The following is a 24,620-nucleotide window of genomic DNA, read 5'->3' as shown; positions in this document are numbered from 1 at the left end:
TCACTGCGGCCTGGAATCGCGAGCCCACCGTGAAGAAACGCACAATGCAAAAGGCGCTTATTCGAGCGCCTTTTTTCGTTACCGCCGGGTCTTTCGCACCACCATCCATCGCGGCGACTTGAAGCGCACGATACTCACGTAGAGCCAGACATACGTCCCGGCGAACACCACCACGAAGCAGAACAGATGCAGCGTGTGCCGCCAGAACAACGTGGCCGGCACGACCGCGATCAGACACAGCAGCCACAAGTACGGCGACGTCAGCGAGTTACGCCGCGTCAATTCGCGCGCGGTACGCGTGCCGACCGCCCAGCGCATGAGCCGCTTATACACCAGCATATGCAGATGCACGCCGTCGGGAATTCCCGGCGACATGCCGCGAATGAATTTCTTCCGGTAGATCGAGAAGCAGGTTTCGAAGATCGGATACATGAACAGCAGCACCGGATACCACGCCGACACGTCGCGGTTGCGCATCACCAGCATGATCGACAGCTCGGCAAGCATGAAGCCGATGAAATACGCGCCGCCGTCGCCGAGAAAGATCAGCCCCGCTGGAAAATTCCAGATGAAGAAGCCGAGCACCGCGCCCATCATCATGAACGAGGCGGACAACACGATCGGATCGGACACCTGGAACGCCACGTAGGCGAGCGAGGCGAACATCATGAACGCGACCATCGACGCCAGTCCGTTGAAGCCGTCGATGATATTGATCGCGTTGGCGAGCGCGGCCACCGCCAGCACCGTGACCGCGCAGGAGATCACCGCGTACGAGAGCAGGAAGTCGAGCGGCGGCACGCTGATGCGCGTCACGGCGATGTTCAGCAGGAAATAGGCGAGCGCGGCCGCCGCCATTGTGCAGACGAGCCTTGCAAGCGGCGACACGCGCTTGGTCAGGTCCTCGACCAAGCCTGAGCCGAAGGCCGGCATGCCGCATGCAATCAGCCCGAGAATGCCGCCCGACACGGCGGGATACTGATGATGCAACTGCACGGCGGAGACGATCAGCCCAAGCAGAATGCCGGTCCCGCCGATGCGCGGCACCGGGCGCACATGGAATTTCTGCACGCCGGCCAGATCGGTGTCGGTGGAGAATTTTTCATGCAGATGCGCGTAGCGCACGATCAACAGCGTGATCAGCAGTGAAACGAGAAAGCCGAGCGCAAAACTAAGCATGAAAGTGGGCCTGAGCGAAGACGCCGAATTATACAAACGAAACGCGCCGCGCCCGGAAAAGCAGCGGCGTCGCGTGGTTGCCCGCGGATCCCAGATAGTGAGGTCAAAGCCGCTCGCAAACGCCCGCCAGTCATGGATTCCACCTATTTAGCAGTGGCCGTGCGAGGTCGTTAACCTGGATGCGGCGAAGAGTAAGTCGCGCGCAAAAAGATGGCGCGCGCGCCTGCCAACCTGTTTCGCCGCCGATCGGCAAGACGTTCCGGAGACCCAATGCTAAATAACATCACAATTCGTGGCGGCCTGACGCTGGTGATCAGCGTATTCGTCGCTTTCCTGCTGACAGTGATCGGTGTCGGCTATGGCGCGCTCAAGCTCGCCAACAGCAGTCTCGACGACACGCAACGCAGCGCCGCCGCGTTGTCGCATCTGAAGGCGAGCTCCGAGAAGCTGCTGCAAGTGCAACTCGCACTGGGTTCGTATCAGACGCTTTTTAGCGTCGGCAAGCAGACCGACGACCTGTTGCCTGCCGCGCACAAGGTGCTGGTCGAATCGAACAAAGACTTCCGCAATTACATGGCCGGCCCTTTTGCGGACGATAACGAGCAGAAGCTCGCGCAGTCCGTGGAACAGGCGCGCAGCGCGCTGGTCGATAAGGCGATCGAGCCGGAATTCAAGGCGCTTGCGGATTTTGACTTCAATACCTTCCGCAATATTCAGGGCGAGACGGCGAACAGTTTTTACGCCACGTATTCGAAAGCGATCGACGCGCTGGAACGCTCGCGTATCGACAGCCAGCATCAGCAAGCGCAAACGGCCGCGCAGCGCTTCCAGATCGCGACGCTGCTGTTCGCCGCGATCGGCGCCATCGCGCTCGTGATAGGGGTGGCTGCGCGGATCGGTTTGTCAGTCGCGTTGATCAAGCCGGTCAACGCAACCGTCAAGCATTTCGAGCGCATCGCCGCGGGTGATTTGACGGTCGCTATCAAAGTCAAGTCGCGCAACGAGATGGGCCAGTTGCTGGGCGCCTTGACGAAGATGCGCGACGGCCTCGTCGAGACCGTGTCGAAAGTACGCGGCAGCACGACGGCGATCACTCAGGGGGCCAACGAGATTGCATCGGGCAATGCGGATCTGTCCTCGCGCACCGAGCAGCAGGCTGCGGCGCTTCAGCAGACCGCGGCGAGCATGGAACAGTTGTCGGCCACGGTGAAACAGAACGCTGACAACGCGAAGCAGGCGAACCGGCTCGCCCATGGCGCGCTCGACACAGTCACGCGTGGCGGCAAAGTGGTGTCGCGTGTCACTGAAACGATGGATGGGATCAGCGAGTCGTCGCGCAAGGTGACGGAAATCATCGGCATGATCGAAGGGATTGCGTTTCAGACCAACATTCTGGCGCTGAACGCGGCGGTGGAGGCAGCGCGCGCGGGCGAGCAGGGGCGGGGGTTCGCGGTGGTGGCGTCGGAAGTGCGCAGCCTCGCTCAGCGCTCAGGCGCGGCGGCGAAAGAGATCAAGGAGTTGATCGGTGAGTCGGCCGCCAAGGTCCAGGAGGGCGCGTCCCTCGTGTCCGACGCGCAGAAGACGATTCATGAAGCGATGAGCGCCGTCGAGCGCGTGACCGGCGTGATGAATGAGATCGAGGCGTCCGCACTCGAGCAGAGCGACGGTATCGAACAGGTCAACAAGGCCGTCTCGCAGATCGACGAAGTCACGCAACACAACGCGGCGCTCGTGGAAGAAGCCGCTGCGGCGGCGAAATTGCTGGAAGAGCAGGCGATCATATTGCGCGACGCCGTGTCGGTATTCCAGATGGCGTAATGGCAGAGGGGCCGCGCTCGCGTTGTTCGCGAGTGCCGGTTTTAACAGGGCACTAACAGCAATTTAATTAAGAAATCCTAATTGTTATATTTTGTAAAATGTGCTCACATGTGTGGCATTTTATGTTTTGGTGGGACGTCGATTGCTTACTCAAAGAACAATTTCCCGACGCAACGCATGGCAGGAAATTTATTCCGTACAGCAAAATGTTGGGCTATAGATACCTTGCAGTAAGGTTTCGAAATTTTGTCCGTGCGCGAGCGCACAGAGCGATCTGTCTCGTTAAGGGATATTGTGTGTTGAATCCGATCCGAGGAATGTCCTCGACTCCGGCGACGCGCATGGGGCGCATCAATTCACAGCGGACAACTATCGAACCCAAAAGTCATGCAGAGGTCCTCAGCAGCAGATCTGGATAGTTCCGGGAGCGTACCGAGCGATTACTCGTGTGTGTTGTGCGGCGCCGGCCCAGCAGGAATGGGCTTCCTGTTCTACACGTTCAAGAGCGGCAAGCTGGCAGAGGTGGCCAGAAACGGGCTGCTGATCATCGACAAACGCGCGAGCCTCGGAGCAGGCAAGCTCGGCGACTATGTAAACGTTACAGGCAACTCGGTCGCAAAATCCTTCCTCGCGTGCCTCGAGCACGAACGCTTCGACGAGGTGTTCGGCGACATCCGCGAGTACAACGAGTTGCATAGGAAACTGGCCGCGGATCCCGACGGCGCACCGCTGCTCTCCGAGGTCGGCGAACTCCTCACGCTGGCTGCCGAACGACTCATCGCGCACCTCGTCGAACATTTCGGCGTCGATGTACTGCGCGGACACGAAATCGATGCGATTCGTCACAATCGGGACGGCCGCTTCGAAATCGCTTATCACGACACGCGCAGACCCGCGGCACGCCGCATGGTGATTAGCGACACCGTCGTGATGAATCTCGGCGGAACGCAGCGCGTCGAAGAGGTCGATGATCTGTGCCGCACGCTGGACATACCATCGCCGGGCAACGGCGTCATCACCTGCACGTCGGATGAACTGCTTCGCTTCACGACCACGCAACTGGTCGACACCTTCGCGCCCGTGTTCGCCCCTGCCGCGGCCCGGCGTACGAACCGGATCACGATCCTCGGCGGCTCGCATAGTGCGTTCACGATGACCGAGCGTCTTGCGACTGATCTCGGCGGCGCCGGACTCGATGAAATCGCCATCATTCATCGCTCGCCGATCCGGCTGTTTTTCGAAACCGAGGAGGAAGCGCGCGCATGGGGTTATACGGTCGATCCAGTCAACGATATTTGCCCGATCACGCGGCGCGTTAATCGCTCGAGCGGTCTGCGCTACCGCGCGTTCGAGATTGCATGTTCGGTGATGTCGCAAGGTCGCGTCGCGGGAACGAAGCCGCGTGTCGAATTGATCGATGCCGCCTCCGGGGAAGGCGAGCGCGCCCGTGCCGCCACCTGTCTCACGCAGTCATGTGGCGTGGTTCATAGCGCCGGCTATGGGCCCAACATGTCCGTACTGGTCGACCATCGAGGGGCGGAGATTCCTCTGCTGTTCCGCCAGGGCGGCATCGAGGTCGACAAATTCGGCCGTCCGCTCGACATGGACGGCAAAGTGGTACGCGGACTCTTCACGTTTGGGCTGGGTTCCGGCTTTCGGCCCGACCCGGAGATCGGGAGCGAGGCCGCATTCACCGGACGAATCCATGGTGTCTGGATCTTTCATCATGAAATCGGCAGGCGGATTCTGACCGGCGTTCTGAAAGCGCTGGCCGAGAAGACTGTTGCACAGGAAGCGGAAATGATCGCGACGGCGGATGACGACACACATGCCGGGGGCCGGCCCCGTCGCGGTCGAGCGGACCAACGCCGCTGACTGACGGGTGAGCATGACCGCCCAACACCACTCTGGCTCACCGACTCGAGTCGCTGAGATAGGGCGAGTTCGGCTGCTTTATCCCATAGACCTCCTTAATAAACTGGACATGTTGTGAATCCACACTACGACCTATTGACACTTCAGCTAGCATCGGGGTCCTTTCGGTCTGCAGCAAAGTGACATTGGCGTCCAGCGTTTCAACGAACGTTCAACGCAAATAAGTCCTCTTATATCCGCCGATCGTGCGGGCTATTCCGCCAGCATTATTGGCGCGACCTTCTTTGACGGCTATGCTGCACTGCGACATCGAATGCAACGCGATGACCAATGCGAAGCTTTGATCGTCTCCATTACCGCTTCTGTTTGCCGACCGCGCGAATGAGGGCAATGCATCGTCATTGGTTCCTCGATTCGAGCGAGGCCTGCCGTACCAAGGCAGGCTGCGATACTTACGTGAGGGAAATGATGACGACATTCCAGTCATACAGCCGTGGCAACCGTCTGTTCGAGGCGCTCCCAACGCATGAATGGGATGCAATACTTCCTCATCTTGAACTCGTCGAATTGAGTCCGGGGCAACTGCTGTCGAAATCCGGTGAACTCATACGAACCGTCTATTTTCCGGCCACAGCGATCGTGTCTCTGCTGCAAACCATGGAAAACGGCAGTTCGGTGGAAATTGCCGCGATCGGCAGGGATGGCACGACAGGCGTGCCGATCCTGACGGGCGGAGACACCATGCCAGCCAGCGTTCAGGCTCAATGCCGGGGTTTCGCTTATCGAATCAGCGCTACAGCACTGCGCGAAGCGTTGCGCAATTGCGCTTCGCTGCGCTCACTGATGCTGCTATACATGCAGGCCCTGCTCACGCAGGTCGCACAGACTGCGGCGTGCAACAGGCTGCATCGACTGGACGAGCAACTGTGCCGGTGGCTGCTGGTCGATATCGATCGTTCGGGCACAAGCGATTTGCAAGTCACGCAGCAACTCATTGCCGACATGCTCGGCGTGCGTCGTGAAGGCGTGACGGAGGCCTCCGGCAAGCTTTGCGAAGCCGATCTCATCCATCACAGCCGTGGCCGTGTGCGGATCCTCGATCGGACCGGACTTGAGGCGCGCTCATGCGAATGTTATGAGATCGTGAAACGCGAATTCGATCGGCTATTGCCGCGTATCAACGCGATGGAAGTCACGCGCTGAGGGTTTTGCCGTATTCACAAATCGAATTGAAGTCTGGGACGGCCAGCAATATGTTGTGTGTTCGCACAGATTGCTGGCCTTGCGGAACTATAAAATGTGGCGAGCACCTGGCTTCAGGGAGCCTGACGCCGGTATCGGAAAGAGTAGGCTTGCCGGTCACGTGTAGTGATATCGGTAAGCTCGCGATTGATCGGCCGCGGTGCTTGTAGCGCAAGAAGAAAGAAGGCCTGGAGACAAATGGTCAGGCACTGGCCAACGAAATGCCGTGCCGTGGTCCGTGTGCTCGGGATCGTGCGCGGCAGTTTCCCGCTCCTGCGGAGAGCTATTCGCGCGTGTCAGCAATCACTCTCGCGCGGAGCGCTCGCCCACGACTCGTCGGCCTACTGCCCTTGCATAGGCCGCGCGATCTGATCGGAAGTTGCCGTTCGTCGTCTGCTTTGTCTGTCAAACTGTCATTACGCGGCGGCCTGCAGTTCTTGCCTCGCGTCGCACTACATCCGCGCTTTCGCCGACTTTGCCATGCTCGTATGCGCGGCTGGCTTCACGCTGTGTCCTCCAATGGGCGCGATCATCCGCATCCGGCTGGTGCCTGATGTCGCATCCACTGCCACGCCATACGCGTGCTGCTTCAGTTGTGCCGTTTTCCGACCCGGTCGCGATTCTAGTAAAGTATGATGATTGGCGCGCTAACCGCCGCGTCATACCATTGCTGCTGCCTGTGTGTCTTTGACGTTCTACCGGCTGCGCGCGGTGACTTCCGGTGATTCGCGAAGGAGGTGAATCGTTATAAATTCAATCTCGCCTCAATTGAAAGGACCAGGTAAATGTCGAGCGTTTTGACACATTTCTTATGCTTCATATTCGGCGTGGTGATTGGCGTTTTCGTATGCGCATTATGTGTCGCACGTTCCAGAACGTCACGAGACGATAACTAACTCTTTCTTTGAGACGCGCAGGCAGCCTGCGTCCCGATGCGCATCGGCAGGGGCATCTGCCGCAAACCATGAAGGCCGCGCCGATCATCGCGACGACGCAGACGCGGCTCTCAGCTAAAGAAATGGCCGGCAATCGGCGATAAGGCCGAACCCGGGCAACGCCATGTGGTGGAGACACGGGCAACGCGAACACTGCAAGCGTTGCCCGACCGCCGAAGCTCTCCTCCTTACCCCCGTTAGTGCGGGAGAAAGCGTGTATGTTGCTTTCCGCACTGAAACAAGATTTCTAGAACCCTACACTAAGCTGGTTGCATCTGTTCGCGGCGCTGGAAGTCGCGATGGAAAGCTATATCAAAGCTGCTTACCGACGTCCCGTGGACGCATCGTTCAACGGATGTCAGCGAGACTCCAATCGACCTTCCGCGCAACTGCATGAAGGCGGCTTCCAAAGGGCTTCCATGATCTTGGTGACAGGCAGCGCCGGTTTTATCGGCGCCAACTTCGTGCTCGACTGGCTGCAAATCTTCGATGAACCCGTCGTGAATGTCGACAAGCTCACCTATGCAGGCAATCTACGCACGCTGAAATCTCTGCAGCACAATCCATTGCATATTTTCGTATGCGCCGACATATGCGATCGCGCTGCAATGGACGAGTTGCTCGCCGAATACAAGCCGCGCGCGATCATCCATCTGGCGGCCGAGACTCACGTCGACCGGTCCATTCACGGGCCGGAGAACTTCCTGCTGACCAATGTCGTAGGTACCTTTACGCTACTGGAAGCGGCTCGCTCGTATTGGAGCAGGTTGAACGACGCCGGCAAAGCGGAATTCCGCTTCCTGCACGTGTCGACCGACGAAGTGTTCGGCTCGCTCTCCGCTACGGGTGCGCAATTCTCCGAAACTACGCCGTACGCGCCGAATAGCCCTTACTCGGCCACCAAGGCGGGTTCCGACCATCTTGTGCGCGCCTACCATCATACGTATGGCCTGCCGGTGCTCACCACGAACTGCTCGAACAACTACGGTCCGTACCAGTTCCCCGAGAAACTGATTCCGCTGATGATCGCCAATGCGCTCGGCGGCAAGCCGCTGCCGGTCTATGGCGATGGTCAGAACGTGCGCGACTGGCTGTATGTCGGCGACCATTGCAGCGCGATCCGCGAAGTGCTCGCGCGCGGCACGCCGGGCGAGACGTACAACGTCGGCGGCTGGAACGAGAAGAAGAATCTCGAGGTCGTCCATACGCTGTGCGACCTGCTCGATCAGTTGCGTCCGAAGGCGGGCGCGTCGTACCGCGACCAGATCACGTATGTGAAGGATCGTCCGGGCCACGACCGCCGTTATGCGATCGACGCGCGCAAGCTCGAACGCGAACTCGGCTGGAAGCCTGCGGAAACGTTCGAAACGGGTCTCGCGAAAACGGTCCAGTGGTATCTGGACAATCAGGAATGGTCGGACGAGGTCGCCTCCGGCGACTATCGCAAATGGGTTGAGACCAACTACGCGCAGCGCGCGTAAAGGCACGGCAATGGCGCGCAAAGGCATTATTCTCGCGGGCGGCTCGGGCACACGCCTGTATCCGATCACGCACGTGGTCTCCAAGCAGTTGCTGCCCGTGTACGACAAGCCGATGATCTACTATCCGCTCTCCACGCTGATGGTGGCGGGCATTCGCGATGTGCTGATCATTTCGACGCCGCAGGACACGCCGCGCTTCGAAGCGATGCTGGGCGACGGCAGCCAGTGGGGCATGAATATCCAGTACGCGGTTCAGCCGTCGCCGGACGGGCTCGCGCAGGCGTTCATCATCGGGCGGGATTTTGTGGGTAACGATCCGTCGGCGCTGATTCTTGGCGACAACATTTTCTATGGTCACGATCTCGCCGCGCAGCTCGAGCGCGCAAATGCGCGTGACAGCGGCGCGACCGTGTTCGCGTATCACGTGCATGACCCGGAACGTTACGGCGTAGTCGAGTTCGATAAGAGTTTTCACGCGCTCTCCATCGAGGAGAAGCCCGAAAAGCCGCGTTCGAACTATGCGGTCACAGGCCTCTATTTCTACGACAACCAGGTCTGCCACATCGCTGCGGACATCAGACCGTCGCCACGTGGCGAACTCGAGATCACGGACGTCAACTCGTGCTATCTGCGGCGCAATGCGCTCGAAGTGGAAATCATGGGCCGTGGCTACGCGTGGCTCGACACAGGTACGCATGATTCACTGATCCAGGCGGCTACGTTTATCGAAACGCTGCAAAAGCGTCAGGGTTTGGTAGTGGCGTGTCCGGAAGAGATTGCATTCCGCCGACATTGGATCGACGAGGAGAAATTGCTCCAACTCGCCAAACCGCTCGCCAAGAATGCGTATGGCCAGTATCTGCTCAATCTTCCGAAGGATCAGGTGGCGTGGCCAAGCCGCTGACCCCGTCATGTTCGAATGGAGCGAAGCTGCTTCCGACTTCCATGCGATAGCTCATACGCACCTTGCTGAACGTGCGCCGCCGCACATTTAAATTGAAGCTACACAGGTACGCTTCAAGGCGTAGACCGCAGTGATGATGCGCATCGTAAGTTGGCTTGCGCATAAGTGTTCATATGCGCGTCTGTTCACGCAGTCGAGGGGCGTTTGCCGATAGTCAAAATACGCCGTGAGACCGCATCAAATACTTTCGTAATACATCAAGTTTCACAAGTAGTCATTTTTCCCTATTGTCGAAACGCGTTGTGGTCAGCGCGAATTGTCATTCCGGCATCGACCGGCCGGAATGGAGGTGGCATCTTTCGGTCGTTTGGCAGATCAAGCGCTCGCCCAAAGACACGTTCGCGATGAGTTGATATTAACGATGTCGATTCAGAATTCGCGGCGACTCTGGCGGTACCTTCAGCCCTTACCTAATTTACTGGCAGACCGCGATGTTGAGACGAACCCTGCTCGCAAATTTCGTTGGACAGATGGTGACCGCGTTGCTCGGCATCGTCATGGTCCCGATATACGTGCGTCATCTCGGGGTCGAAGCTTATGGATTGATTGCGATCAACGCGGTGGTTCTCGCATGGGTACTCGTTCTCGACTTCGGGCTTTCGCCCACGTTGTGCCGGGAGCTCGGCAGCCTGCGGGCCGGTACCGGTTCGAAAGCTGAAGTCGGGTTGTTGCTGGAATCACTGGAAAAGCTGATTCTCGGCACCAGCGCCATCCTGTTCGTCTTGTCGATCTTCATCGCGCCTTATTTCGCCGAACGATGGTTGAACGCGTCCACACTGCCTCCGAGTGTGATTCGTACGGCATTTGTGCTGATGATGCTGACTGCCATCGGGCGGTGGCTCGGTGCGCTATACCGTGGGGGTGTGGTCGGCATCGATCGACAGGTTGCACTGAACGGAATTGTCATCACCTTTGCCGTGATACGCACGGTGCTCGTTGTGCCGATCATCATGATCTGGCCGCGTATCGAGTTCTTCTTTGTTTGGCAACTTTTGGCGATTGTCGTAGAAGCGGCCGCGATGCGGACACTGCTCGGCCGTACGATTGACATACCGTTTCTGTCGACGCGTTTTTCATGGAAGGTACTGTTGTCGCGCGCGAAGCTGTCGCTGTCGATTGCATTGGCGACGGTGATCTGGGCCTGCACCACACAGATCGACAAGATCGCCCTTTCGAGAATTTTGCCGCTCGCGGATTTTGCGGTGTTCAGCCTGGCGACTCTGTTGGCGAGCGGTATCTTGTTGCTGGCCAACCCGATTCAACAGGCGTTCATTCCACGGCTGACTACCGAAAGCTTCGGCGGCGGGGAACGAATTCGCCAGATGTATGCACTGGCCACTGAACTGACGTCATTGGCGGTGATCCCGGTTGCGGCAGTGTTCATCTGTGCGCCCGAGGCCGTGCTTCGATTCTGGTCCGCAAGCGCACCGTTGAGTCCCGACGCCTTGCGAACGATGCAATGCTATGCGGCAGGAAACGCATTTTCAGCGATCGCTTCGCTGGCGTTTATCGTGCAGTACGCGAAAGGGGACCTGTCTCTGCATCTGAAAGGCAATATTGGCTTTCTTGTCCTCTATGCGCCCGCGGTCCTATTTGGCGGCATTCATCTCGGTGCGGTCGGCGCTGCCTATGCGTGGGCGGGAATGAACTCTCTGCTCCTGTTCGGCTGGGTTGCGATCGTACATCGAAAGTTTATCCCCGGTATCAACGCCAGTTGGTATCGCGGCCTCGCTGCGCGTATCGCTGCGCTCACCCCCGTCGGACTGTTGTTGAGTTTCGCGGATCTCACAAGCTGTTCGCGTATTGGTCTGTTCTTTGTTCTATCAGGAGCGTGGCTCGCTATGGCCGCATTGACCATCGCGGTCTCGCCGATTATTCAACGAAAGGCTCGCCACCTGGCCGGGCGGCTGGTCCTCAACTGAGACAACAGCATGGATACTAACCTTTACCCTCCGGTCCAGGAGCAAGCCACGCCCGTACTATCGGTCATCGTGCTCTGCTACCGGCAAGGCGAGTATGTCGGTCCGTGCCTCCAAAGCGTACTCGACCAGAAGCTCGATGTGCCATTCGAGGTGATCATAGGCGATGATAATTCGCCAGACAACTCCCTCGACGTCATCGAGTCGTTTCGATCGCGCTATCCGGATGTGATCAAGGTCATTTCGCACGACGCCAACGTCGGCTTCGCGGCGAACTTCGCCGATACCGTCGCGATGGCGAAGGGCGAATACATCGCGAACATCGACGGCGACGATGTCATGCTTCCTGGCAAGCTGCAGCGCCAACTCGATTTCTTAAGAGTGCATCCTGAATGCGGTCTCGTGGTCCATAGGATGCGCACGGTGGATCAGGATACGTTGGAGTCTGTGCCGTATCCACTACCCCAAAATAAGCCCGCAACGTTCGATGCCGAATTCCTCATCAAGAATGGACCGTACTTTTTTCATAGCTCGGAGATGTATCGGGCCCATCTGCGTCATCGCAGCCCCGTTGACGTAGGTCTGAAATCAGTCTGTGATGTGGCCCACCTGCTCCAGGTGGTGTTCGGCTGGCAAGGCTGCTACCTGGACGAAGAGTGGGGCCTTTACCGTGTCAACCGGACGGGCATGACCTCGACACGAATCAACAATCCCGAGCGTCATAGGGAATACATGGCCGACATGATCCAGACCTGCCAGATCGCGGCCGATCTCGGCATGGCGAGCGACACAGTCAACCGGGGGCGCGCAAAGTTCTATCTGACCTCGGCCATCTTCTATCTGGAGCATGGACACGAGGATAACTTCGAGGACTGCATCGAGTCGAGCTGGCGCGCGGCAAGAATCAGCACGAAACAGCTGGTTTTGTACTCGACGCGCCGGTGGCCACGTCTGTCACGCGCTGTCTATACGCGGCTCAAGCAAGTGACCGGACGACAGCGGGCCAACGCATGAGTACCACCGTACAGGAGAACGAGCGTCCTGCCACTAAAAGATTGAGGCTTCTCGATCTGTGTAACCGCGCGCTTCTCGCTTGGTACCGACTCAAGACACGCCTGTGGTACGCGCATGTGTTCAAGTCGGTCGGCGCGAAAACGACGATCTTTCGTCCCATGCTACTCGTCAACGTGCATTACGCGTCGATTGGGAAGCGTGTACTGATTCGGCCTGGTGCGCGCATCGAACTTGTCGTGACGGATTCGGCTGCGCCGCCGCGGCTCACGATCGGAAGCCGGGTCAATATCGAGCAGAACGTTCACATCGTATGCGGCTCTTCAATCGAGATCGGCGACGGCGCGACCATTACCGGCAACGTTGCCATTGTCGATGTCGAGCATCCGTATGAGAACGTCAACGACACCACTCGCATTGGCGAGCGTATTCGCACGCGAGGTAATTATGTGGTGATCGGGCAGGGCGCTTTTATTGGATTTAGCGCAGTCATTCTGCCCAACGTGAAAATTGGCCGCCACGTCGTGGTCGGCGCGCATTCGGTAGTGACCCGCGACGTTCCCGACTATTGCGTGGTCGCAGGTAATCCGGCGCAAATCATCAAGCGCTACAACTTCGAAACCAGACTTTGGGAGAGGGAGAAACAATGAAAGTCCTGATTACGGGTGGCGCCGGCTTTATCGGCTCGAGTCTGGCGCGCAAGCTCTGCGCCAACAATGCGGAAGTCACGGTCCTCGATAACCTCTCCCCGCAGATTCACGGAGAGAATCCCAGCGTCACGTCTGCGATCTTCGCATCGTTGCCGGAAAGCGTGCACTTCGTGAAGGGGTCGGTGACTGATCGAGCCATGCTCGAACGTGTCATGCAGGGGCAGGACGCGATCGTTCATCTTGCGGCCGAGACGGGTACGGGCCAATCGATGTACGAGGTCGATCGCTATGTCGACGTGAACGTGCATGGCACAGCGCTGATTCTCGACATACTGGTGAAAAATAGCCGCAATTCCGTGCGCAAATTGGTCGTTGCTTCGTCTCGCGCGATTTACGGCGAAGGCAAGTATCGTTCCCCGGCCGCCGGCATTCTGTATCCTGGTCCGCGGAAGGAAAAAGACATGCTTGAGGGCCAGTTCGAGCATCTCTGTCCGGTAAGCGGCGAAGCGATGGAATGCGTGCCCACCGACGAGGAATCGAAAATCCATCCGACCTCGCTTTATGGCATTACCAAGCAGACTCAGGAACAGATGGTGATGACGACTTGCCGTTCTATCGGCATCGATGCATCGGCGTTGCGTTATCAGAATGTCTACGGACCAGGGCAGTCGTTATCGAACCCTTACACGGGCATTCTCTCGATCTTTTCGACGCGCATCAAAAACGGCAATCCGATCAATATTTTCGAAGATGGTCTGGAAAGCCGTGACTTCGTCTACATCGATGACGTGGTGGATGCGACCTACGCAACGCTCACGAACGCGAACGCGGCGGACAACGTGTTCGGCATCGGTTCGGGCGTGCGCACTTCGGTCATGGACGTCGCCAAGACTTTGTGCGAGGTGTACGCCAGCGATGTCAGCGTCACCGTGACGGGCGCATTCCGCCTGGGCGATGTACGCCATGTCTACGCCGATTTGACCAAGGCAAGGGACATGCTCGGATTCGAGCCCAAGGTGTCGTTCAGCGAAGGCATCGCACGGTTTGCCCGGTGGGTCGACCAGCAGGAGGTGATGGCCGATACCTACGAGAAGAGCATCGCCGAGATGCGGGAGAAGGGTCTATACAAGGGCTGTGAACGAGCCGCATGACACATCGGTGACGCCCTCACGCTACGACGGAGGCGCAGCGACGGCCGCCTCCGCAACTCATTTGAAGGACGCGATATGTCAACGAGATATGGTTCGCCGCTGATCGGGATTGTCACCGTGCTGTATCGCTCCGATTCCGTGCTTCCTGATTTTTTCAAGAGTCTCGCGGCCCAGCGCGATGCGAACTTCAAACTGTACGTGATCGACAACAGCGAGAAGGATACGGGGTGTGCGATATCGCGCGAGCTTGCGGCTCTCAACAATATTCACGCGGATATCGTGTTCAATAACGACAATGTCGGCGTCGCTCGCGGCAACAATCAGGGTATAGAGATGGCGCTTGCAGACGGATGCGAATACGTTCTGCTGGCCAATAACGACACCGACTTCCCGGATCCCGACGTGATCGCGGGACTTGTGCGGCACACCGAGGAGGCGGGTGCGTTGGCCTCGGTGCCCAAGATCACCTATCACGGCACCAATCGGATATGGTGTGCGGGCGGAAGATTCTCGCCGCTTACCGCCACCACGCCGCACGTGGGCGATCGGAAGGAAGATCGCGGCCAGTTCGACGAAGAAATGTTTACAGAATACGCGCCGACCTGCTTTATGTTGCTGCACAAAAGCGTCTTTCAGACAGTCGGAATGATGGACGAAAAGTACTTCGTCTATTACGACGACAGCGACTTCGTCTGGCGCATGAAGAGTGCCAATATCCGCCTGCTATACGTGCCGACATCGAGCGTCGGTCACAAGGTAGCGGTGTCTACCGGCGGCAATGAAAGTCCCTTCAGCCTGTTCTATACGGCGCGCAATCGCGTTTATTTCAGCCGCAAGCACCTCGCACCTGCACACCGTGCAATTGCGATTGCCTATGCGGTCGTCACGTTGACGGTCAAATGTGTGAAGTTTTCGCCGGCGGCCAGGTCGAGCGTGTTCAAAGGACTTAGAGCCGGCTTCTCATTGTCAGTCGCCGATCATTGACTGAGAGACTGCGTGGCAGCGCTTCGTTACTCCAGCGTGCTGCCAATTTCCCGGCGTGCACCCCGGCATAAGCGATGGCGACGAAAGTCTACCGCGCGAGATAAGAGAACTCCGGGACGGAAGTCGGCAACATCATCACCCCCCGCACCTTCCGGTGCGTGAGCACATCCGGACCGCTGCCGACGACCATTCGTCAACGCCCGGATGCGATTCGCACAAGCACGTCCAGCGTGGGTCAGCCCTATTTCACTAGCGCGCTGAAAATGTCGACCACGCGCATTTGTTGCGTTTCGGTCAAGCCGGCCCAGAGGGGAAGGCGAATCAGGCGTTTTGACTGGTCGATGGTAACGTCCAATGGGCCGCCAGCCTTGCCGTACCGTTGCCCGGCAGGCGATGAATGAAGCGGAACATAGTGAAATACCGAACCTATTTCCTGCCTTCTATATTCATCGAGTAGACGCTGGCGCACGTGTTCGTCTTCAACCAGAACGTAATACATATGCCCATTGTGCTGGCACTCTTTCGGCACGATCGGACGACGGAGCGCGCCTCGGCGCTCGAACGGCTCGAGAAGCGCATGATATCGATCCCAGTGCGCGAGGCGCGCCTGAGTAATCTTTTCAGCACTTTCCAGTTGAGCCCATAGATAGGCAGCGATCAACTCACTTGGCAAGAATGAAGAGCCGACTTCCTGCCAGGTGTATTTGTCGACTTCTCCGCGGAGATAGCGGCTTCGATCAGTGCCCTTCTCACGGATTATTTCCGCGCGCCTCGTGAGGGCGGGATCGTTCACGAGCAACGCGCCACCTTCGCCCGAGATGATATTTTTAGTTTCGTGAAAACTGTAAGCTCCGAGGTGGCCAATGGAGCCGAGGCCACGGCCCTTATAGGTTGCCATGACGGCCTGCGCCGCGTCTTCGACGACTTTGAGTCCGTGGCGTTGAGCGATGGATACGATCGTGTCCATTTCGCAAGCCACGCCGGCGTAATGCACCGGGACGATCGCTCGAGTTCGTGGCGTGATCGCCGCTTCGATCAATCGCTCGTCGAGATTCATAGTGTCTTCGCGGACATCCACGAAGACAGGCACGCCACCGCGCAGGACGAATGCGTTCGCCGTCGAGACGAACGTGTACGACGGCATGATGATTTCGTCGCCGGGTTGGATGTCCAGCAACAGAACCGCCATCTCAAGCGCGGCTGTGCAGGAGTGAGTCAGCAATGCCCTGCCGGCACCGCTTCTTTCCTGCAGCCACTCGTTGCAACGTCCTGTGAAGGAGCCGTCGCCAGCGAGCTTTTTACTGAAGTGAGCTTCTGCGACGTACTTCAGTTCATTACCCGTCATAGCGGGCGTATTGAAGGGAATACGATTCTCGTTTACCTCGATTCCAATTTGCGGCGTAGATCGGCTCATGAATAGTTCACCCCAACATGATCGAGAATCAATAGTTCTCGCTGCGACACATATTTGGATCTCGAAGCTGCCCGGCTTCAAGGCCCCGCGTTCCGGCGAACTCGCCAGGTGTTTCAATGAGCAAGTTGCGTGAAGTCCCTTGCTGTGGATCTCAACTGGAGATTGTTCTGTAGCGTGACACTTCGTCTGTCTAACAGATGGTGCGTGTGGACTGCGCGGCCTGCTTGTAGATCAGGCAAGGCGGAGCGTCGACTGGTACGAGATCGAACTGCTCGGTCAGTTGAGCAGCGACTTTCCCGAAGTCGTGCATGACCAAAAGCTCTGACGGCCGGATAGGCGCCGCAAGAAAATAGGAGAAGCTGCGAACGTCGCAACGGCGATAAATGCCAGCAGTGTCCAGACAGGGTCTCGCAATAGATGAAGCATGTCGCGCAACGAAAAGTTACCCGCTTCGTTGTCTGCGCGAGACGATCCAAAATTGAGAATATGCGTGTTCAAAGGCGCCATCTCCAAGATTCGGGTAGCAAGCTTCTCGATGGAGCGACAAGCTTCGCCGCGTCCATCGCGACTTTGCGCAAATGTGATAGGAATACCTCCTTTGCCACGTCGGAGTCTGTGGTTTAGCGCACGTTGCGCGGCGCCGATTCAGTTTAGGTAGGTGGATAGCCGACAGGCGGGAAAAACCATTTGTTTCGCAAATAGTGGTGTGGCAGGATTGATTACAGTTGCATTAATAGATGGTATGAAGTTTCGCCCGATATGAACCACGAAAGCCTGCATAAATTACTGAAGTGGCAGTTTCCCGACCAGGCGGCGCCCCTGCACGATGCCGGGTTTAAGTCGCGTCGCCATGCCTGAATCCTCATGAGGCGGTGTCGTTGTGATTCGCATAAGCGCGGAGAAACAGATAGGAGGCTTCGCGCAGACCGAGTGTCCGTGGCGGAACAATTCTACGGACTGGATATAGAAGTAGTACTTAGTATATCGATCGACCTTCCTGTGCCGGTCGTTCTGCGGCAAAAGCTTTCCGCAATGGGTGCCCCACATGCACTCGGGCATTCGAACGTTCGGCGCCGCACAGACAGCGCGCGTTCCAGCACGGATCATGCAGTTGCATCATCGGCCATTGCAGACTTTCGGCGCTCGATGCCGCCGACTGCTGTGAACGTCTGCTTCGGAGTGTGAGCCCTCAAAGGTATCGTCGGACCCGGTGTATGGCCTGACGCGGGGCGGTCGAATGGCAGCGGCGGTAAGCCGAGCACGGTGCCTGTCGAGAGTCACGATCAGCTAACGGGAATCCACCGTCAAGGCACAAATTGACGGGATCAGCGAACAACGGTACAGCGGCGACGTTGGGTAGCCTGGATGACCTGACCCAGCGCGGTGCCTGTCAGATCATCCCCCCAGACGACCGAGGCGGAATTGGCGACATTGCTCGAACAGTACGACAACGTGAAGACTTGTGGTAACAAGCGCACGGGGGCATGCCAAGACCATTCGCCCGGGCGCACGGTCGTCACGCCTATCGCACCCCGGCCGGCGAAGGTATGCAGCCGCTCGGGTTCTAGCTCGACGTTCAACTCGATGTTGCTGGACCTGAAATGAAAAATGAGCGCGGACAGAACCTTCTCAAGCGCGTCGACCTTATTGTCGGCGGCGCTTTCTTGTACATATTAGGGGCGCTTCGCAAAAAACGACGCCTGCCGGCTGAGTGCACGACAGCAGGGATTTTTGCCTTCGCTGCGATTGGCGACTCGATCTTGTCGTCGATAATTATTTCTGAGTTGAGGAAAGTCAAAAAGATTTCCAGAATAGTGGTATTTGCATCACGAAGCAACGCGCGTATCTATGATCTGTTCGACGGGCTCGACGAAGTTGTCATAGTCCCTTTGACCAGCCCGTTGAACGCGCTCAAGGAAATAAAGAAATACGAGGTCGATGTCTTAATCGACACTTCGCAATGGCCAAGGATTTCGGCCATATTGGCAGCTTTCACGAAGACGAAGTTTACGATTGGTTTTAAAACCAGGAATCAATTCCGCCATTATGCTTATGATGCCAGCGTCGAGCATTGCGAAGGCCTTCATGAGCTCGATAATTTCAGAAGGCTATTGCGCCCCCTAGGCATCGAGTCGACGGAACATCCGAAAATCACCAAGGCTATTCGTCCTTCCAATTTGCCGTTCGTCATTGACGATAAATATGTTGTTTTTCACCCGTGGGCCTCTGGAACAAATTTCGCCATGCGCGAATGGCCCATGGAGTGCTGGCGGGATCTTGCGCATGTATTGATTGATAACGGGCACGCTATTGTCATCACGGGCGGTCCTGAAGATGCCACACGGGCTCAACAATTGATTGAGCTGATCGGCAGCCAGAAGGTCGTAAGCGTGGCAGCCAAGGTGAGCCTGACTGAAGTGGTCGGAATAGTAAGGCGGGCGGAATGCATAGTTTGTGTGAACACCGGAATCATGCATTTGTCCGCAATGCTGGATACGCCGATGATTAGTCTGCATGGTCCTACCAATCCGTTTCGATGGGGCCCTGTCGGCAAAGAGCGTGGAGTCCTTGCTGTGTCTAAGCGAGAAGGCGGAATGTTCCTGAGCCTCGGATTTGAATATCCGAGAAATGCGAAGTACGTGATGGAAAAAATAAGCGTCGCTTCTGTCGCCGACGTTCTGAGTGAAGTGTATTCGATCAATTTAGGCCGCCATGACAAGAAACCCGCCGGTGAAGCTTTCGCCTCCTGATTTCGACTGCGCTCAATTAATGGTTGTAGGCGACGTCATGCTCGATTGGTATTGGCACGGTTCGACCTCGCGGATCTCGCCGGAGGCGCCCGTTCCCGTCGTCCATGTGCAAGCTGAAGAGACGCGTGTCGGTGGGGCGGGAAACGTCGCGCTGAACGCGGCAGCACTTGGAGCTCGTGTTCGCCTTCTCGGCTTGGCCGGGCAGGATGCGCACGCCGATCGGATCGAAGAGTTGCTGCGCGAAGGCGGGGTTGATTGCGTTCTCCAACGCGTCGCGGGCAGCAAGACGATCACCAAGCTTCGGATTCTTTCCCGCCATCAGCAGATGATCAGGGCGGACTTTGAGGACCATTTTCCCGAACGCAATGGAGATGAGCTGATTTTCAGCTTTGAGCGGCAGTTGCACGAAGTCGATGCGGTGGTCTTATCCGACTACGCGAAAGGGTCACTGCACGATTCGAAGAACCTCATCTCCGCCGCTCGCCGTGCAGGAAAACCCGTCATCGTCGATCCTAAAGGAACGGATTTCGAGCGTTATCGCGGCGCCACCGTCATTACGCCCAACCTGTCCGAATTCGAGGCTGTCGTTGGGCGGTGCGAGAGTGATGCCACGATCGAGCAGAAGGGTGCCGCCCTTTGCGATGCGTTTGAATTCGAAGCGGCGCTCGTCACACGCAGCGAGAAAGGCATGACGTTAATTTCTCGCGGCCACGCCCCTTTGCATTTGCCAACGCGCGCGCGCGAGGTGTTCGATGTGACGGGGGCCGGGGACACTGTCGTTGCCACGCTTAGTGCCGCGCTCGGCGCGGGCATGCCGCTGGACGAAGCAGTCGTGCTTTCCAATGTCGCGGCAGGCATCGTCGTGGCTAAATTGGGAACCGCGACGGTCCGTCGCCCCGAACTCCAGCAGGCACTGCAGCTTGACTTGCATTCCGCACGTCGAGGCAATATTCTCGCGCGAATTTCCCTACTACCTTGGCGAGCGAAACCCCGCTCTGAAAAGCCGAGTAACGTGAGCACCTGACGCGCAGACGTGAGCGGGACGTCGAAAGCCGACACGGTGTGGACTCGTTGTGTCGGCTGGTGACCCGCTCCTTCGATGCCCACATCGATTGGCATGCCGAAATGAACGAGTTCAGTCCCGCGAACCGAACGATCGCGCGGACCTTATCCTTCTCAGGCTGCAATCACGCCGCAGCAATGCTGCGAGGAGCGTCGCGAACTTCAGCCGGTAGCGCCGCGTAAGCGGTGGCGAGATGATAGGGCGTAGTCGACGGCATGTCGGCGCGCGACACGTCGCCCGCGGCCGTCTTGCATTCGAACCAGCCTTGCGCGTGCAGAAACCGCTCGCGGAAGCGCTCGATCTGCCCGGGCAACACCGCACGGGCCGCGTCATCGTTGCGGGTGGCGAGTGCGCGCAGATATTCGCTTTGCGCCCAGATCCGCTGCGTGGCGTCCTTTACTCGACCGGCTTCATCGAGCGACGCGCACACGCCGCCCGTGACCGGGTCCACGCCATGTTGCTGCGCAAACTCAAACGCGCGCGAGAGCGAGTCGTCGAGTCCCGATCCGCCCAATAGCGTGCCCGCTTGCCTGATCAGCCAGAACCATTCGAACTGATGGCCGGGCTCCAGACGGTTGTCGTCGACACCCAACGGCAGTTCCGCGATGCAACCGGTCGGCGCATGCACGAAGGTGCGTTCGATGGCGTCGGCCAGCTTGCGCAACGCGGAATCGAACGCACTGTCCTGGGTCACCTCGCGCGCGGTGAGCCAGGCTTCGGTGAGATGCATCAACGGATTTTGCGCCGGCGTGCCGGTCACCGTCGAAAAATCTGCGTCGAGCGCTGCATTGAACAACCCATGTTGCGCGGCGAAACGCGTTTCGATTAGCGCCGAGGTGCTATGGACGAGGTCAAGTGCATAGCGATTGTCGAAGCTTGCGGCATATTCAGCGCACGCGAAGACCAGAAACGCGTGCGTATAGAGATCTTTCGTCGTATCTAGCGGCGCACCTTGTGCATCAACGCTGTAGAACCAGCCGCCGCGGTGCTTGTCCTGAAAGTAGTGCAGCAGGGCTTCGAACAGCACATGGGCATGGGCTGCTTCGCCGGCTTGCGAGAAGACGAACAACTGCCGCGCGCACGCCATCGCGCGATAGCGTTCAACCGGCATCGGAACGTGGCCCGCGTCGGCGCTGATGGCCTCGTAAGGCAGATGCATCGCGGTATTGAAGCCGGGCCCGCGCCAGATCGGCAGGACGACGCGTGCGAAGTGATCTCGTAGCGTGGCGGCAAGATCGATCGTGGAGGCGGGCGTATTCATGCTGCGAAGCTCCTTCGATTAGGTCGTAAAAAAGGTCTTGCCGCAGTGACGCGCGACGAGCTTGCAGGTCTTTGGACCGGCGCATCGCGATAGGTGTTGCGCGATCCGCGCTAAACGCGAGAAGGCGCGGATCGCGCGTGAACCGGGCGAGCCACTCCGCCCGCGAGCTCACGCTCGAGAACGTCGAGCAATTGATGTGCAGACCGCTCCCACCGGAAGCCACGGGCATGCTTCCTTCCGCGTTCGCGCCAGGTTTCGCGCACCGCGGCGTCCTCCATCATCTGCGTCACTTTGTCGACGATGTCGTCGACCGAATGCGCGTCACAATACATCGCAGCATTGCCGCATACCTCAGGAAGCGAAGCTTCACGTGACACGATGACAGGACATCCACAAGACATCGCTTCAAGCGGCGGCAATCCGAAGCCCTCATATAAGGACGGAAACAGAAAGCAGCCTGCGTTTTCGTACAGCGCTCTCAATTCGCCGTCCGATACGAATCCTGCGGGGATGATGTTTTTCGACAAGTCGTACCCTACCTTCGCCTGTGAACTGAAGACCCGCAAATCGCATCCGCCAACGACAACAAACTTCAAGTCATGGCGATCACTCAGGCGCTCCATCGCGGCAACTATGCGTGGAAGGTTCTTTCCTACCGAGAGATTTCCGACAGCGAGCACGTAACCATCGTTCTGCAGGTTCAACCGCGACAGAATCGCCGTGTCCGGTGCGATCTTTTCAAAGTGGTCCACGCCATTCAGGACCACCGAAATGCGTGACGCGTCGATGCCAAGGCGCTCCATGATTCGTGTCTTCGAGAATTCCGACACCGTCACGATGTGACTAGCGTTGCGCTTCAGCAGAGAAAACGCAACGCGATACCAGAGCCTGTACTTCCACGAGTAATTTTCCGGTAGATCGTAGATCGCAACGTCGTGCATCATCACGACCTGCCGGCGAGCGAATAAGGGGCCCATATTGCAAAGGCTGAGAAGCGTTCGGCCGCCAATCGCGAATGGCAGTGCCAGTTGCTCCCATAGAGAACCCTTCAGCCACCGCCCGATCGTTTTTGCTTTCGGCAAGGCAACGTCAGTTCGTGCGTTCGAGGGAATCAACAAAGGCAGGTCGGCTTCCTCAGGAAACAGACGCTGGAACGCCATCGCCAGTTCATAACCGACACGTTGCACTCCTGTTATGCGTTGAGACGCAAACTTGCCATTGATTGCAAACCCAGCAGACGGACCCCGCCAATGAGAGTCTCGCGCCGAGCTAGCGTCGGCTGGCAACGCAGTCTGAACGGGGGCCTCTTCCCGGTGCACGTTGGACCGCTCCGCTAACTGTTTCATCATATATCGCTCCGGTATGCCAGTCGATGGGAGCATCGAGAAGGCGCTGTCAGCCAGCACAAACGTTCACCGCTCGGCCTTCATATGAAATTGCCGCGACAGAACGTTCGAGGGGAGAGAGAAGGTAAGTTGTCGGGTGTTTCGCTACGCCGTGCTAATTCAACGTAGTCTTCGTGACTTTCACTGGCGAGACGATTCGAGATCATGCACGCCACGGAGAGCGTGCCTGTAGAAGCCGATTCGACGACGTGAACAATTTGCATGGGCACTCCATACGGATTACTTTGCTGTGCCGGGCGTACACGATGTTCAATATGCCCCGCTTCCGTCGAAGACCACTTTGAATGTTCTCAGCAGAATGCTGATGTCGAGCAGGGTCGAGCGTTCCTTCACGTACGAGACGTCCAGTGCGACTCTCGTTGCGTAGTCAACGTTATTTCGTCCGCTGACTTGCCACAATCCTGTCACGCCGGGCCTGACCGACAGGTAATAGTGGGCGTCGGAACCATAGCGTTCCAGTTCCTTGGTGATGATGGGGCGAGGACCGACGAGACTCATGTCGCCCCGAAGAACATTCCAAAGTTGTGGCAGTTCATCCAGGCTTGTCTTGCGCAGAAACCGGCCGACGGTAGTGATGCGTACATCGTTCTTCAGTTTGAAATCGCGATTCCATTCCTCGCGCGCATTGGCGTCGGTGGCAAGGAGCTCGGCAAGAACGACGTCGGCCCTCGGCACCATGGAGCGGAATTTCAGACAGCGAAACGATCGTCCGCCTCTTCCAACGCGCGGATGGCCAAAGAAAGCCGACCCGCCGTCGCTCAGCACGACGCAAGCTATGACGAGAAAAATCGGCAGTAGCACAAGGAGCAAGGCGGATGCGCCGAGAATGTCGAAAGTGCGTTTCGTGAAGTCACCTTTTCTCGACGGGATGTCAGAGTCATTAGCCGCCGACAACGTACGGCGAGCCACGGGGCCTGCGGCGGCATCCGCGGACACGTCCGCAGAAAAGGACTCGTCGGCGCGGTTCAATTCCGAGGTGCTATCCACATGTGAAGCTGAAAAGCCGCGGCCGCCCAATTCAGGATGATCGGCGTGTGCACGACTTTCGTAGCGGGCATCGAAAGGATTGACGCCCTTTGACACTGATTCCGATACCTTGCCGACTAAAGCCATTGCTGCCCCCGGTGCGAAGTTCGTTGACGAGTACATCAGTGTTTCGGCATTGCAAGTCGTGCCGGTTATTTCAACCGTTGAGGCAAAGCGTTTGCAGCAGCAGACAAAAACGGGCCATCGGACAATTGCGGCGGACAACGCAAGATGGGAAATTAGGGGTATAGCAATATTTTATTGCTATAAAAACTACTTAAGATATTGAGAAGAAAAGCTCAAGAAAAATTAATAAGAAACTTCTCCTACGAAGCAGGGGAGCACGCTAGAAGCATGCGAAGCATCGCATTCCCCGGCAACATAAATCCTATTATTTCAGTAGAAAGCATAGCTTGGCAATTCGGCGTCCGTTTGCGGACAAGTCGTAAAATGCCGATGTCTTGGCCGACTCAGAAAGATATGCCAATGAG

General features: G+C 57.6%; 17 protein-coding genes. 12 read left to right on the top strand and 5 right to left on the bottom strand.

The window, feature by feature from the left end:
• Positions 1 to 78: 78 nt before the first annotated feature.
• Positions 79 to 1,179 (bottom strand): glycosyltransferase, encoded by a 1,101-nt coding sequence (locus B0G71_RS15975; protein WP_116142697.1) that lies wholly within the window; start codon positions 1,177 to 1,179, stop codon positions 79 to 81.
• Positions 1,180 to 1,449: 270 nt separating this feature from the next.
• Between B0G71_RS15975 and B0G71_RS15970 the strand changes: the two genes are divergently transcribed.
• From B0G71_RS15970 to B0G71_RS15925, 10 genes are all read left to right on the top strand, one after another.
• Positions 1,450 to 2,997, top strand: a complete 1,548-nt coding sequence (locus tag B0G71_RS15970; RefSeq protein WP_116142696.1) for a methyl-accepting chemotaxis protein — start codon at positions 1,450 to 1,452, stop codon at positions 2,995 to 2,997.
• Positions 2,998 to 3,384: 387 nt separating this feature from the next.
• Positions 3,385 to 4,872, top strand: coding sequence for a hypothetical protein (locus B0G71_RS15965; protein WP_116142695.1), 1,488 nt, complete (start codon positions 3,385 to 3,387; stop codon positions 4,870 to 4,872).
• Positions 4,873 to 5,340: 468 nt separating this feature from the next.
• On the top strand, positions 5,341 to 6,075 hold the full coding sequence (locus tag B0G71_RS15960; protein ID WP_116148641.1) for a Crp/Fnr family transcriptional regulator: 735 nt from the start codon (positions 5,341 to 5,343) through the stop codon (positions 6,073 to 6,075).
• A gap of 1,393 nt (positions 6,076 to 7,468) precedes the next feature.
• Positions 7,469 to 8,530, top strand: coding sequence for a dTDP-glucose 4,6-dehydratase (gene rfbB, locus B0G71_RS15955; RefSeq protein WP_116148639.1), 1,062 nt, complete (start codon positions 7,469 to 7,471; stop codon positions 8,528 to 8,530).
• 10 nt (positions 8,531 to 8,540) lie between these two features.
• Positions 8,541 to 9,434, top strand: coding sequence for a glucose-1-phosphate thymidylyltransferase RfbA (gene rfbA, locus B0G71_RS15950; RefSeq protein WP_116142694.1), 894 nt, complete (start codon positions 8,541 to 8,543; stop codon positions 9,432 to 9,434).
• A gap of 491 nt (positions 9,435 to 9,925) precedes the next feature.
• Positions 9,926 to 11,416 carry a lipopolysaccharide biosynthesis protein gene (locus B0G71_RS15945; protein ID WP_116142693.1) on the top strand — a complete coding sequence of 497 codons (1,491 nt, stop codon included), beginning with the start codon at positions 9,926 to 9,928 and terminating at the stop codon, positions 11,414 to 11,416.
• Positions 11,417 to 11,425: 9 nt separating this feature from the next.
• Entirely contained in the window at positions 11,426 to 12,427 is a 1,002-nt protein-coding gene (locus tag B0G71_RS15940; RefSeq protein ID WP_116142692.1) for a glycosyltransferase family 2 protein, read from the top strand.
• Positions 12,424 to 13,074: an acyltransferase gene (locus B0G71_RS15935; RefSeq protein ID WP_116142691.1), complete on the top strand. Its 651-nt coding sequence runs from the start codon at positions 12,424 to 12,426 to the stop codon at positions 13,072 to 13,074. The genes B0G71_RS15940 and B0G71_RS15935 overlap by 4 nt, the downstream gene beginning before the upstream one ends.
• Positions 13,071 to 14,225: an NAD-dependent epimerase/dehydratase family protein gene (locus tag B0G71_RS15930; protein WP_116142690.1), complete on the top strand. Its 1,155-nt coding sequence runs from the start codon at positions 13,071 to 13,073 to the stop codon at positions 14,223 to 14,225. The genes B0G71_RS15935 and B0G71_RS15930 overlap by 4 nt, the downstream gene beginning before the upstream one ends.
• A 75-nt stretch (positions 14,226 to 14,300) precedes the next feature.
• Complete coding sequence (locus tag B0G71_RS15925; RefSeq protein WP_116142689.1) at positions 14,301 to 15,209, top strand: glycosyltransferase family 2 protein; 909 nt, start codon at positions 14,301 to 14,303, stop codon at positions 15,207 to 15,209.
• Between the two features lie 241 nt (positions 15,210 to 15,450).
• Here B0G71_RS15925 and rffA read toward each other — a convergent pair whose 3' ends face one another.
• A complete protein-coding gene (gene rffA, locus B0G71_RS15920; RefSeq protein ID WP_116142688.1) occupies positions 15,451 to 16,623 on the bottom strand; it encodes a dTDP-4-amino-4,6-dideoxygalactose transaminase in 1,173 nt (390 codons plus the stop codon).
• Between the two features lie 1,601 nt (positions 16,624 to 18,224).
• Here rffA and B0G71_RS15910 point away from each other — a divergent pair.
• Entirely contained in the window at positions 18,225 to 19,373 is a 1,149-nt protein-coding gene (locus tag B0G71_RS15910) for a glycosyltransferase family 9 protein (protein WP_116142686.1), read from the top strand.
• Positions 19,336 to 20,397, top strand: coding sequence for a D-glycero-beta-D-manno-heptose-7-phosphate kinase (rfaE1, locus tag B0G71_RS15905; RefSeq protein WP_116142685.1), 1,062 nt, complete (start codon positions 19,336 to 19,338; stop codon positions 20,395 to 20,397). Before B0G71_RS15910 ends, rfaE1 begins: the two co-directional genes overlap by 38 nt.
• Before the next feature lie 163 nt (positions 20,398 to 20,560).
• On the opposite strand, the gene B0G71_RS15900 is transcribed toward rfaE1, so the two are convergent.
• From B0G71_RS15900 to B0G71_RS15890, 3 genes are all read right to left on the bottom strand, one after another.
• Positions 20,561 to 21,697 (bottom strand): AGE family epimerase/isomerase, encoded by a 1,137-nt coding sequence (locus B0G71_RS15900; protein WP_116142684.1) that lies wholly within the window; start codon positions 21,695 to 21,697, stop codon positions 20,561 to 20,563.
• A gap of 110 nt (positions 21,698 to 21,807) precedes the next feature.
• A complete protein-coding gene (locus B0G71_RS15895) occupies positions 21,808 to 23,043 on the bottom strand; it encodes a glycosyltransferase family 1 protein (RefSeq protein ID WP_116148637.1) in 1,236 nt (411 codons plus the stop codon).
• A gap of 309 nt (positions 23,044 to 23,352) precedes the next feature.
• Complete coding sequence (locus tag B0G71_RS15890) at positions 23,353 to 24,216, bottom strand: sugar transferase (RefSeq protein WP_116148635.1); 864 nt, start codon at positions 24,214 to 24,216, stop codon at positions 23,353 to 23,355.
• Positions 24,217 to 24,620: the final 404 nt, after the last annotated feature.

The sequence above is a fragment of the Paraburkholderia sp. BL27I4N3 genome, assembly GCF_003386115.1.
GTDB lineage: Bacteria > Pseudomonadota > Gammaproteobacteria > Burkholderiales > Burkholderiaceae > Paraburkholderia.
Note: the sequence above shows the minus strand (reverse complement) of the source record. Positions and strands in the feature narration are given on the sequence as shown.

Excerpts from the sequence above, each read along its gene's own strand:
- B0G71_RS15970 (WP_116142696.1), top strand. The coding sequence starts at position 1,450 with ATGCTAAATAACATCACAATTCGTGGCGGCCTGACGCTGGTGATCAGC.
- B0G71_RS15975 (WP_116142697.1), bottom strand. The coding sequence starts at position 1,179 with ATGCTTAGTTTTGCGCTCGGCTTTCTCGTTTCACTGCTGATCACGCTG.
- B0G71_RS15965 (WP_116142695.1), top strand. The coding sequence starts at position 3,385 with ATGCAGAGGTCCTCAGCAGCAGATCTGGATAGTTCCGGGAGCGTACCG.
- rfbB (WP_116148639.1), top strand. The coding sequence starts at position 7,469 with ATGATCTTGGTGACAGGCAGCGCCGGTTTTATCGGCGCCAACTTCGTG.
- B0G71_RS15900 (WP_116142684.1), bottom strand. The coding sequence starts at position 21,697 with ATGAATACGCCCGCCTCCACGATCGATCTTGCCGCCACGCTACGAGAT.
- B0G71_RS15945 (WP_116142693.1), top strand. The coding sequence starts at position 9,926 with ATGTTGAGACGAACCCTGCTCGCAAATTTCGTTGGACAGATGGTGACC.
- B0G71_RS15935 (WP_116142691.1), top strand. The coding sequence starts at position 12,424 with ATGAGTACCACCGTACAGGAGAACGAGCGTCCTGCCACTAAAAGATTG.
- B0G71_RS15960 (WP_116148641.1), top strand. The coding sequence starts at position 5,341 with ATGACGACATTCCAGTCATACAGCCGTGGCAACCGTCTGTTCGAGGCG.
- rfaE1 (WP_116142685.1), top strand. The coding sequence starts at position 19,336 with ATGACAAGAAACCCGCCGGTGAAGCTTTCGCCTCCTGATTTCGACTGC.
- B0G71_RS15890 (WP_116148635.1), bottom strand. The coding sequence starts at position 24,216 with ATGGCTTTAGTCGGCAAGGTATCGGAATCAGTGTCAAAGGGCGTCAAT.
- B0G71_RS15940 (WP_116142692.1), top strand. The coding sequence starts at position 11,426 with ATGGATACTAACCTTTACCCTCCGGTCCAGGAGCAAGCCACGCCCGTA.
- B0G71_RS15930 (WP_116142690.1), top strand. The coding sequence starts at position 13,071 with ATGAAAGTCCTGATTACGGGTGGCGCCGGCTTTATCGGCTCGAGTCTG.
- B0G71_RS15925 (WP_116142689.1), top strand. The coding sequence starts at position 14,301 with ATGTCAACGAGATATGGTTCGCCGCTGATCGGGATTGTCACCGTGCTG.
- B0G71_RS15895 (WP_116148637.1), bottom strand. The coding sequence starts at position 23,043 with ATGAAACAGTTAGCGGAGCGGTCCAACGTGCACCGGGAAGAGGCCCCC.
- B0G71_RS15910 (WP_116142686.1), top strand. The coding sequence starts at position 18,225 with ATGAAAAATGAGCGCGGACAGAACCTTCTCAAGCGCGTCGACCTTATT.
- rfbA (WP_116142694.1), top strand. The coding sequence starts at position 8,541 with ATGGCGCGCAAAGGCATTATTCTCGCGGGCGGCTCGGGCACACGCCTG.
- rffA (WP_116142688.1), bottom strand. The coding sequence starts at position 16,623 with ATGAGCCGATCTACGCCGCAAATTGGAATCGAGGTAAACGAGAATCGT.